This is a genomic window from Citrobacter sp. wls706 (genome assembly GCF_005281305.1).
GTDB classification, from domain to species: domain Bacteria; phylum Pseudomonadota; class Gammaproteobacteria; order Enterobacterales; family Enterobacteriaceae; genus Citrobacter; species Citrobacter werkmanii.
Window position 1 is genome coordinate 372,770 of the sequence record NZ_SZXG01000031.1, and the last position, 9,038, is coordinate 381,807.

Consider the following 9,038-nt stretch of genomic DNA (forward strand, 5'->3'; position numbering starts at 1 on the left):
ATATAATTTAATATATATCGTTTTTACTCCTCATCCAGATGGTATCCCATGTTAACTCTCCGTTCTTTTGTGCTGGTTTGCGCCAGCTTCTTTGTGGCGTTCTCGGCACAGGCCGAGCGTACGATTACCGATCAGCTTGGTCGTCAGGTCACGATTCCTGACCATGTCGACAAGGTGGTGGTGCTGCAACACCAGACGCTGAATATTCTGGTACAACTCAACGCCCAGAAGGACATTGTTGGTGTCATGTCGAGCTGGAAAAAACAGCTCGGGCCTGAATTCGCGCGTTTTATGCCAAAGATAACGACATTGCCGACGCCGGGCGATCTCACCAGCGTGAATATCGAGAGCCTGCTGGCGATTCACCCACAGGTTGTCTTTGTAGCCAACTATGCGCCAGCGGAGATGATTCAGCAGATTCAGAACGCCGGAATTCCGGTGGTCGCTATCTCATTGCGTAAGGATGCTGATGGTCAGCAGAATAAAATGAATCCGACTATGGCCGATGAAGAGCAGGTCTACAACGAAGGGTTAAAGCAGGGAATTCGCCTGATTGCGGATGTCGTTGGGCGCAAACTGCAGGCAGAGACGTTGATCGACTACGTTTTTGCGGCGCGGGCAAAATTTAATGCGCCAGTTGCCAACATTCCTGATGCGCAAAAGGTCCGTGTTTATATGGCTAACCCCGACCTGATGACTTACGGCTCCGGGAAGTATACGGGACTGATGATGCAGCATGCGGGAGGATTAAACGTGGCGGCGGCCAGTGTGAAAGGCGCCCGTCAGGTCGCGCTTGAGCAGGTATTGGCGTGGAATCCGCAGGTGATTTTTGTTCAGGACCGTTACCCGCAGGTGGTGACTGAAATCCAAAACGATCCCAACTGGCAGGGAATCGATGCGGTGAAAAATCATCGTATCTGGCTGATGCCGGAATACGCCAAAGCCTGGGGGTATCCGATGCCGGAAGCATTGGCGATAGGTGAACTGTGGATGGCCAAAAAACTGTATCCGGACGCCTATAAAGACGTGGATGTCGATGCGCAGGCGCAAGACTACTATCAGCGTTTTTATCGTGTGAACTGGCAGTCTGATGCAGCTAAGTAACCGCACTTTACCCCAGCAGCCACTGCTAATGGCGGCGGTTTTGTTACTGGGCGTCAGCTCGCTGTGCCTCGGGCAATATCCACTGTCGTTAAGCGAGGTATTTTACCATCTGACGCACTATAGCGATGCCGAAGGGATTGCCAGCCAGATTGTCTGGACGGTGCGGTTACCACGAATTCTGATCGCGTTGCTGGCGGGGGGCGCGTTGGGTTTATGCGGTGCGACGCTGCAAGGGGTATTTCATAATCCACTGGTCGACCCGCATATTATCGGCGTAACGTCGGGGGCTGCTTTTGGCGGTACGCTGGCGATTCTGCTCGGTCTGTCGCCGTGGCTGATGATGGGTTCAACGTTTTTCTTCGGTCTGACGGCGCTGATTCTGTTGTATTCCATCGCTACATTGCAGGGGCTGGAGAATACGCTGGTGCTGATCCTGTCGGGTATCATTCTGAGCGGTTTCTTTGCCGCACTGGTGAGTCTGATTCAGTATCAGGCGGATACCGAAGAGACGTTACCGAACATTGTGTTCTGGCTGCTGGGTAGTTTTGCGACGGCCAGCTGGCATAAAGTTCTGCTGTTGGCGATTCCGGTGGGTATCGCCGCGACGGTTTTGTATCAGTTACGCTGGCGGATAAATCTGCTATCGCTGAATGACAAAGATGCCAGAGCGCTGGGCGTGGCGGTGGTTCCTCTGCGACGCAGCGTTCTGGTGTGCTGCGCTTTTTTAGTCGCCGCTCAGGTGGCGGTCAGCGGCAGTATTGCCTGGGTCGGGCTGGTTATCCCGCATCTGGCACGTTTGCTGGTGGGGGTCGATCACCGTCGTTTGCTCCCTTGTGCCTTCTGGCTGGGGGGCGGTTTTATGATTGTGGTGGATGATATTGCGCGCACTCTGCTGCCTGCGGAGATCCCGCTGGGGATCATCACTGCATTATTTGGTGCGCCGCTGTTCGCTTTTTTACTCATCCACAACAGCCGTCGGAGGAAACAATGAAATCTGTCGCACTGCGCGTAAATCAGCTGACTTACGGGTATCGCGTACCGCTGTTTGAGCCGCTTACGTTCAGTTGCCGGAAAGGTGAGGTCTGGGCGGTGCTGGGACGTAACGGTCTGGGTAAAACTACGCTGCTCGATACGCTAACCGGCACGTTGCCTACTTTGGACGGCAGTATTGAAAATGACGGTGGAATTGGGATTGTGGCGCAACATTGTCATCTGCCGTTTCCCTATACGGTTAGCGATGTGGTGCTGATGGGGCGGGCACAGCACGTGAAGTTATTTGCGCAGCCCAGCCAGCAGGATCAAAAAAGGGCAGCGCAGGCGCTGGAGCAACTTAATATCGCACATCTTGGCGCCTGCTCGTTTGGTTCACTTTCTGGCGGGCAACAACAGTTAGTGATGATAGCCCGGGCATTGGTCACGGAATGTCAGACGTTATTGCTTGATGAACCGTGTTCCGCGCTGGATCTCGCTAATCAGCAGGTGGTGCTGCAGCTCATCAGCGATCTGGCTCGCCAACAAGGCTGCAGCGTGCTGTTTTCAACCCACGATCCGCAGCATGCGCTACAGATAGCCACGCATACGCTGCTGCTGCTTCCTGAAGGAAAATGGCGGGCAGGGCCGACGGACAGCATCGTGACGGAAGATAATCTGTCCCAGGCCTACGGATTACCGCTGCGAAAAGTGAACGTTGACCATTACCAGACGCCGTTTATTGCGCCGCTGTTTTCTATTCGTCGGTAAGTGATACAAAACCAGCGGCGATCAGAAATTCCTGGCCGCCGTTGCCGAGTATAAACTCAACCAGCGCCAGCGCATCTTTGGACGTTTCCAGCACCGCCAGCTGGTATTCACATTGAATGTTATATTCAGCCGGAATCGCTATATAACGAACGTCGGGGAGTGCGCGGAGCGTTTTTGCATAATGCGCGTAGCCGATAAACAGATCGGCCAGTCCCTGACGCAGGACCCAGGCGCTGGCAAGTTCTCCCTGCGGGATCCTCACGGTGTCGCGACCACCAACCAGGGGAATGGCCCTTTCGCGCAACTGCTGCCCGAGGCCCGTCTCCAGCGCATCCAGCTTGTCAAAAAATGCCCAGGTATAATCTCCGGAAGGATCACAGCCGGGCGTAGAGGTACCAATGCGCAGGGCAGGGTTTCGTAGCAAATCCAGCCATTCACCGGTCCGGGTGGTAACCAGACCCAGCTGGTTCCAGCAAAAGGTATGCGTCGAGAGGGCTATATGCTCAGCCAGAAGGCGCTGCGGATGCTCCCGATTGGCCGAAGCAAACAGCGCACAGGGTTCACCTGCCTCAATCCGCTCACGCAATAAACCGGCTGGACCATATTCCACCTTTACATCTGTTCCACTGATGCGCGTGAAATGGGTTATCAACGGAGTCAGTGCCGGGCGTAAACTGCCGGCAGCAAGTAGAGTGATGGAAGAAGACATCGTGTCACGCCTCGTAATAGGGTAAGCGTCGACGAAGACGCGTGGCTGGCCGGGAAATGGCTTGCGCGACGCACTGCCCAATTTCTGCGCAGGCAGTAAGCCCTTGCACGAAAGGTTGATCGTGCATCAGCCAGGGAAGTGCGGCGAGCGCAATGCGTCCCCGGACGATATCAGGCGCCTGTAACGTATAGTCATCGCCGACATCCGGTATTTCCTCACTCGTGGACTGCAGTTGCTCCCGTAGCGATGGAAATGGCAGATCTTTAATTTTTAACGCTTTCTGGCCTCTGGCATCGATAAAAACGTCAAACTCATAGGTTTCGCCCTGAGCGCGTATTACCGTCATTTTTTCTTTTTGCTCTAACTGATAATCCTGACCGAGCGCGCGAATATTCAGGATCCCGGCCTCACGCAGTGCCAGTAATCTACGGATCGATTGTGAAGGAATGGCTGCATAGTTATCGATAAAGACGCGAGCAAGTCCATTGTCAAACCGCTCTCTGTCTTTCTCATCCAGCCACGGAACAATTTCCTGTACGGCCTCATGCAGTCGCAGAATAGCGTAACGCCAGGCAACCGTATGTTTGTCACGTTTATTGCGTTCGACCTCTTCAAGATTGGCTGCGGCCCAGTGAAACGGATCGTGCTTTTTACGGGCAGCGAACCAGACATCCGTAAAGCTGTCGGCGTTCAGGGAAGAAAGGGCGACTTCTTTGCTCCAGATAGGGTCAGCCAGCTCAATTTCTTTGGCTATGAGCATAAAGATCCTGTCCAGCAGCCCAGCAGGACCATCTGCAATACACTGTTCTAGAGCCTCAGTAGTCACAATGGAGAGTGGTTCGTAGGGGAGAGGGCAGTAAAAATCGGCTTCCGGTAGAATGCCAGAACGGGACATGAGGAGAATGTTGAGATCCTGACTGCCTTCATTTCTTTCGAAATGAACACCTTGCGCATCATCTAATACAAACCTACCGTGTTGTACTACGACAGCCATAGCCGCATCGATAGCGCTCAGCGATGTACCCAAAATTCCTACATTACATGCCGGGATTTTGGCCTCCATTAGTCCAGTCCACGGACTCGGGAAGAAGGTACGTGACGCGCTTTGTGCGTCAGGCCAGACGTGACCCGTGGCGATGACAGCAAGATCAAAATGCTCCGGGTCGTTATGATCGCTGCAAATAACAACGCCATCCGTTGTGGCTTTGACATCCTTGACCTGACAGGACTCGTGTACGGTGACGTTAAACCCCTGTTTGTCCGCAAGGTCTACAAGGCGTAAAAACTGGTCACGAAAATATTCACCAAGCAGAATTCGCGGCAGAAATTGTCGGTCATGCAGTGAGTCGTGTTTCACGCCATAACGGGCTAAATGTTCAACGCTCTGTTGGCGTAACCAGTCGAGATAAGAAGAGGTAATAGGGGGAATTTCAATACTGGCGATATTTGCCAGCATCAATCGCGAGTTTTCTTCATCGCTATAGGGCATGCCAACCCCAGCTTCATTTGATTGTTCGTAGAGACTAATTGAAAGCGGGGTTTGATGCTTGAGGAGCGCGAGTAACGTATAGATTCCTGTCGGTCCCGTACCGACGATAGCGATCTTGTTCATCTTATCCACCTGATATTATTTTTATGCCCTGTGATCGATGTTCTGTGTCGGCATTGTGCCAAAAACAAGCGAAGCAGGATAAGTGTGGTCGATAACAGCGCTGGAGACAAACGGGATAGACAGTAAGAATTTCGAAGTCGTTCAGGACGGCAACAAAAATTGGGGGATATTATCGAGAATAGAATGAGGAGAAAAGCACCACATCAAAGATGATATGGTGCGTCCGAGTGGACTCGAACCACCGACCCCCACCATGTCAAGGTGGTGCTCTAACCAACTGAGCTACGGACGCAATATGGTGCGTTCAATTGGACTCGAACCAACGACCCCCACCATGTCAAGGTGGTGCTCTAACCAACTGAGCTATGAACGCAACGTTGTAGGTGACAACGGGGACGAATATTAGCGGCACAGACCGAATGAGGCAAGAGGGAAATAGCATTTTTCTTCCCGATCTCACGCGTTTGCAGAGTAATTAAGCAAGTTGATTATATTTTGTTGATTTTGCAGCGTGTTTTTTACTCAGGGGGCGATGGACTGGGCATTAGTGGTTAACTGATATCCGAAAAGCTGATAGTGAAAAAAAAGCCTGCATGGGCACGGACCCAGGCAGGCGTAAAGAAGAGAATTCGAACTTTTTATAATGAGGCGTAATAGTAAGATAGTTACATCTCACTCTCTTAGTAGCGGTTATGCCATTGAAAAACTTAAGCGTAACCACATTTTTTAAGTTTAGCGGGAGTTATCAGTCATCCTGTGTTTTTCTATTCGTGTTCAGAACACCGGTAAACCCAGGCCTTGTTTCACTTCTCTTAATGTCTGCTGTGTGATTTCGTGCGCTTGTTGACTCCCTTTTTTCAGCATCGCCATCAGCATGCCTTTATCCTGAATGTAAGTTGCCCGACGCTCACGCATCGGCGCGATGAGTTCTTGCAAGCACATCTCCAGCTCATTTTTGCATGTCCTGTCACCTAATCCGCCGCGCTGATAATGCGCTTTCATCTCCGCCACTTTGATTTTATCTGGGTGAAATGCGTCGAGGTAGGTGAATACGATATTGCCGTTAATTTGCCCCGGATCGGACACTTTCAAGTGGTTAGGGTCGGTGAACATTGCGCTGACGGCGCGATGAATAGTTTCCTCGCTGGCGGACAACAGAATTGTATTACCAAGGGACTTCGACATCTTGGCGTTACCGTCGATACCGGGCAGACGACTGGTTTCACTCAGCAACGCTTTGCAATGCGACAATACTGGGGCAGGTAACAGGCTATTCATCTTATGCACGATTTCATTGGTCTGTTCGATCATTGGCAGTTGATCGTCGCCGACCGGAACCACTTCAGCTTTGAAGGCTGAAATATCTGCCGCCTGACTGATGGGATAAACCAGAAAACCAACCGGTAACGAGCGTGCGAATCCTTTCTGCGCAATTTCGTTTTTGACCGTAGGATTACGCTCCACGCGCGCCACAGTAACGATGTTCATATAAAGCGCGGTCAGTTCGGCAAGGGCGGGCAAGGCCGATTGCAAACAGATGGTGGTGAGTGAAGGGTCTATACCCGCGGCGAGATAATCAGCCAGCACTTCGGGAATGTTGTTTTGGATCTTTTGTGGTGTACTGCCGTTATCGGTCAGTCCTTGCAGGTCTGCGACTAATATAAACTGCCGATAATCGTGTTGCAGTGTGGCGCGTTGGCGCAACGAGCCAACATAGTGGCCGAGGTGCAGCGGACCAGTAGGACGATCGCCTGTGAGGATGATGGTTTTGTTGCTCATATAAGACTCCTTAAGCGTAAAACCGAAAGGGGTCTTCAAATGCAAATAACCGCCTTTCGGCGGTTATTTGAAATGGGGAAAACACATTCTGACCGCCTTTAAGAAGGCAGCCACCACAGGTTATGAGTAAAACCGTTGATATCGTGTTTGGTGTTCATGCTGTCAACTTACCACTACCTGAAGTGGAGGTAAAGCAATGCGCCGACAGCTGACATAATTCAGCTTGCTTCCAGCATGCCAAAGCTCACAATGCGCGAACGCCCCAGTTCTTTTGCGCGATACAGCGCTACGTCTGCGGCACGCAGTAGATTATCGCTCTGGGCATGCTGCGGGTAGCTGGCAACACCGATAGAGACATCCACATGACCAATATCGGATACGCCAAAGCGCAGTGACAATTCGCGTACGCCGTTGTAAATGTCTGTCGCAAAGCTATTGGCCGTCTGTTCATCCGCACCTGCCAGCAGTACCAGAAACTCTTCTCCCCCGTAACGGAAAGCCATGCCGCTGTCGTGGACAACGCGCTGAATAATGGCGGCGATACTTTTTATCACACTATCGCCCGCCTCATGGCCAAAGCGGTCATTGATGTTTTTGAAATGGTCGATATCGATCATCAGGCAACTGATCGGTTCTTTGCTACGAACTGCCTGGCTCATCTGGGTACGGAGAGTATCTTCAAGATGATGACGATTGCGCAGACCGGTTAGTGGGTCGTACAGCGCTTTCTCCAGCAGCGCATCGCGCAAGCGTTGGTTGGCTAATGCGAGGCCGAGTGCTTCCGCCATCAGTTCCAGGTAGGCGCGAGATGAGGTGGAATCCTCGCTGAGATTCTGGAATGAGAGCAGGCCGATGGCTTCCCCCTGGGCAATCAACGGAACGCATAAGGTATGCCGCTGGCATGACTCTGGCAGATGGTAGCAGGCGATATCCGGTTCGCCTTGTACCGGTGGATGGCTCTGGCCGCGGCGTACTGCCCAGCATTCGTCCGGGTGGAACGCATCGGCTTTGCCCTCTGGTGAGAGCCACTGCGCAACGCAGCGCATTTGCCAGGGTTCCCGATCCAGTATGTACAGTCGGCCGGCAATACCTGGGGCAATATTTGGCGCGAAAAGTTCTGCCACATTAATGACATCGGCAAAACTCTCGCACCCCTGCAGACGCTGCGTCATACGCGCCAACAGCTCACGGATCCCCCAGTCGGCGTCTCTCTCTTTCTCCAGCCGCTGACGGGCCAGGCCGTTCTCGCGAAAAATCCGGATCGCCTGGGCCATATCGCCAATTTCATCGATCTGGTTAAAGCTGGGGGTCTCGACAGCATAATCTTGCGATGCCAGACGGTTTACTACATCGCTCAAACGCACCACCGGGCGCAGCACGCGGCGCTTCAATATAAATCCAAGAACGAACAAAAACAGCAGCGCCGTAAGACCGACCATCACTTCAGAGGCTGTGCGTAGTGTACGTGACGCCTGAGTGGCATCTTCAATGGCATTGAGTACACGATTGTCGAGCAACTGGCGGAAATGGTCGATCCGGTCCTGTGCCTGCTCCAGTTCCTGTTCATAGGTTTTGCTGAAGAGCAGGGCAATAGCTTGTGTGTGTTCTCCCCGCGCGACGCTGGCCAGCGCCGCAGCTTGTTCGTCCTGCAGGGCATCAACAATCTGCAATCCTTCATGCAATAGCGCCAGCTCTTCACCTGTAGCTCCGGCAGCTTTCAACGCCGCCAGTCGATGCTCAACGGCTTTCAGTGATGCCTCTTTCTGACGATAGTTGTTCAAAGCATCCGGGTCTTTACTGACCACGTAGAGACGCGCCATATCGGACAGCGACCAGGCGTCGAGCTCCACTTCTTCGGTCAGTTGATCAAATTTGTAACGTTGTTCCACCACCTGGCGTTCGGTGTTATCGGCGTTGGACGCCATCAGCATGACAACGCCGGAGGCGATGGTCAGGCATACCGTCGCGCTGTAGGCCCAGTTGGTGATTGTGGCTATTCGCACTGATGACATCCTTCTGCGACGATTAATCAATTAGCATGATTGAAATTATAGGAAACGTATGATTTTGCGTGAAAATAAAAAAGGCGGCCCA

Annotated in this window: 7 protein-coding genes and 2 tRNA genes; 3 read left to right on the forward strand and 6 right to left on the reverse strand. The window is 52.4% G+C overall.

Annotated features, from left to right (window positions below):
- Positions 1–48 precede the first annotated feature (48 nt).
- From FDW92_RS12415 to FDW92_RS12425, 3 genes are read left to right on the forward strand one after another with little or no spacing between them, the layout of a single operon-like run.
- Positions 49–1,104 carry an ABC transporter substrate-binding protein gene (locus FDW92_RS12415; protein WP_042308702.1) on the forward strand — a complete coding sequence of 352 codons (1,056 nt, stop codon included), beginning with the start codon at positions 49–51 and terminating at the stop codon, positions 1,102–1,104.
- On the forward strand, positions 1,091–2,095 hold the full coding sequence (locus FDW92_RS12420) for an iron ABC transporter permease (protein ID WP_042308699.1): 1,005 nt from the start codon (positions 1,091–1,093) through the stop codon (positions 2,093–2,095). Before FDW92_RS12415 ends, FDW92_RS12420 begins: the two co-directional genes overlap by 14 nt.
- Positions 2,092–2,844: an ABC transporter ATP-binding protein gene (locus tag FDW92_RS12425; RefSeq protein ID WP_042308696.1), complete on the forward strand. Its 753-nt coding sequence runs from the start codon at positions 2,092–2,094 to the stop codon at positions 2,842–2,844. Before FDW92_RS12420 ends, FDW92_RS12425 begins: the two co-directional genes overlap by 4 nt.
- Here FDW92_RS12425 and FDW92_RS12430 read toward each other — a convergent pair.
- From FDW92_RS12430 to FDW92_RS12455, 6 genes are all read right to left on the reverse strand, one after another.
- A complete protein-coding gene (locus FDW92_RS12430) occupies positions 2,831–3,553 on the reverse strand; it encodes a substrate-binding domain-containing protein (protein ID WP_042308694.1) in 723 nt (240 codons plus the stop codon). The two genes, FDW92_RS12425 and FDW92_RS12430, sit on opposite strands and share 14 nt — an antisense overlap.
- A 4-nt stretch (positions 3,554–3,557) precedes the next feature.
- Entirely contained in the window at positions 3,558–5,165 is a 1,608-nt protein-coding gene (locus tag FDW92_RS12435; protein WP_042308692.1) for an FAD-NAD(P)-binding protein, read from the reverse strand.
- Positions 5,166–5,380: 215 nt separating this feature from the next.
- Positions 5,381–5,457: transfer RNA gene (locus FDW92_RS12440), tRNA-Val, on the reverse strand.
- A 4-nt stretch (positions 5,458–5,461) separates the two neighbouring features.
- Positions 5,462–5,538, reverse strand: a tRNA-Val gene (locus FDW92_RS12445).
- Between the two features lie 401 nt (positions 5,539–5,939).
- Positions 5,940–6,944, reverse strand: coding sequence for a tryptophan--tRNA ligase (gene trpS / locus FDW92_RS12450; protein WP_042308689.1), 1,005 nt, complete (start codon positions 6,942–6,944; stop codon positions 5,940–5,942).
- 218 nt (positions 6,945–7,162) lie between these two features.
- Positions 7,163–8,947, reverse strand: a complete 1,785-nt coding sequence (locus tag FDW92_RS12455; RefSeq protein ID WP_042308687.1) for a diguanylate cyclase — start codon at positions 8,945–8,947, stop codon at positions 7,163–7,165.
- Positions 8,948–9,038 lie beyond the last annotated feature (91 nt).